General features: G+C 26.7%; 2 protein-coding genes. Both read right to left on the bottom strand.

Features of this window, described 5'->3' with window-relative positions:
* Nucleotides 1-230, bottom strand: a 230-nt coding sequence (locus B2W91_RS10690) for a Fur family transcriptional regulator (protein ID WP_291580656.1), incomplete at its 3' end; no start/stop codon positions are given.
* A gap of 297 nt (nucleotides 231-527) precedes the next feature.
* Complete coding sequence (locus tag B2W91_RS10685) at nucleotides 528-1,985, bottom strand: aminoacyl-histidine dipeptidase (RefSeq protein ID WP_414633120.1); 1,458 nt, start codon at nucleotides 1,983-1,985, stop codon at nucleotides 528-530.
* Between the last annotated feature and the right edge of the window lie 427 nt (nucleotides 1,986-2,412).

The following is a 2,412-nucleotide window of genomic DNA, read 5'->3' as shown; positions in this document are numbered from 1 at the left end:
CTATACTTATCATCATCAATATTAAATTTCTCTAAGATTTTTTTATCTACTAAAACTTCTAAAGTTCTGTAAACAGTAGATAAATCTACAATTATGTTATCTTTATTAAGTCTATCCCATATTTCGCTAGCAGTTAACGCCTCATCACTTTTGCTTAAAATGGTTAAAATACTTGTACGTGCTCTTGTAATTTTTAATTGTTTTTCTTTAAGATATTGATTAACTTCCAATGATATCACCCTAATATATTTTAGACATCTTTTAAAATAATTTTAATTAACACAAAAATATATCTATCACATTCCCTTATTAAGATGTCTTATTACTTATTAGTATACAATAGTAAATTATTTTCCTCAATATTAAATAAATATTATCTCTAATTAACAAAGTCATATTATTTTTTTATATAATTTTCTGCGTAAAATTATTATACAAAAAGGCTATGATAATACTCATAGCCTTCTCAAAAAGTTAAGATAAAAATCTAATTTTTAAATTCAGCAAAGATAAAGATATAGCTTTATCTATTTTATCTCTTTTAATACCTCTAATAGGAAATTATACATTCTTTCTGTTGAAGAAATACTAAGATGCTCATCTGGAGTATGCACATCATACATATTAGGTCCAAAGGATATTTGATCTATTTTACCATCAAATTTATCACTTAGTAATCCACATTCAAGGCCTGCATGTATTGCAGATATTTTTGCTTCTTTTCCAAACATATTCTTATAAACTTCATCAAATATATCTCTTATTTCTGATATTGGATTATATTGCCACTCTGGATAATCTGATTGGAACTCAATTGATGCTCCTAAAATATCTGTTAAGACAATCATCTCATCACATATTGCTTTTTTTAGAGATTTAACAGAACTTCTTACAGCACTTTCCAATGTTACTTCATTATTTTCTGTAGTAACAACTCCTAAATTTGTTGAGCTTTGTACTAAATCCTTTATAGACATACTCATCGTTTGAATTCCATTAGGTAATAAGAATAACATTCTTAGAACTTTAGATGTAGATTCGTCATCAAAGGTTTTCTCTACTTTTTTGCTATGTTGTTCAAAAATCAATTCTAAATCATCATCTATACCTTGAAATTCATTTTTTAATACTTTGTTCCACTCTTTGATTTTTTCTTCAACTTTAATGCTATCTTCTGAATTGACAAATATTACTGCATCTGCTTCTCTAGGTATAGCATTCATCTTAGAGCCACCATCAATAGAAAATAATTTAAAATCTACTACAGAGTTTAAATCCATTAAAAAACGTCCCATTAACTTATTAGAGTTTCCTCTTTCTTTGTTAATTTCCATTCCTGAGTGTCCACCCTTTAAACCTCTTATAGATATATTTAAACCTACATATCCTTCTTCTACATCCTCATAAGTCACTGGTACGCTAATACTTACTCTAACTCCTCCAGAGCAGCTTACAAGAAAAGTTCCTTCTTCCTCTGAATCTATATTTATTAATATTCTTCCTTTTAAATGGGCTGGGTCTAAATTCATTGCTCCACCCATACCAGTTTCTTCCTCTGTAGTTACTAATAACTCTATTGGTGGATGCGGTATATTTTTTGAAGCCAATATTGAAAGACCAAATGCAACTGCAATGCCGTTATCTGCCCCTAAAGTGGTGCCATCTGCTCTTAAATTGTCTCCATCTACTATAAAAGATATAGGATCCTTTTCAAAATTATGAATTTTAGATATATTTTTCTCACAAACCATATCCATATGGCCTTGAAGTATTATTGTTTTAGCGTTCTCATAACCTTTAGTGCCTGGTTTCTTAATTATTATATTTAATGCCTCATCTTGAATAACTTCTAAGTTTCTCTCTTTTGCAAAATTCACTAGCCAATCACTTATAGCTTTCTCATTTCCTGAACCTCTAGGTATTTCATTCATTGCTTTAAAATATTTAAAAGCTTCATATGAATTAAGGTCTTTTAATTTGTTAATCATCACATTCATCCTTTCTTAGAAAAACATCATTTTTGGGCAAATAAATAATTACATTATGATAAAATGTAATTTAGAGAAAATATTTATAGTTATAAAATTATTAATATAAATTTTCTCCTTAAAATTTGATTCTATAAAAGTTAATCAAATTATATTACTAATTCTTTTATACTATAACGCTAGATCTTAACACTTCTTATACTTTAATATACTATAAATAATACTTTAAAGTATATATTTAATTTTACCAACAAATTAGCTTTTATTAGGATAATTACTACATTATTATACAATTTAAATAGTTTATTTTAATTGTACAATAATATAGTAACTAGTAACAATAATTTATTAAAATAAAATTTTTCTATATTAAAGCCGAATATAAGTATAGGGACTCAATGCGAAAATTTAAAGTATACTCTGG

Origin of the sequence: Clostridium sp. UBA6640, from assembly GCF_002455975.1 — a bacterium.
GTDB lineage: Bacteria > Bacillota > Clostridia > Clostridiales > Clostridiaceae > Clostridium_J.
Note: the sequence above shows the minus strand (reverse complement) of the source record. Positions and strands in the feature narration are given on the sequence as shown.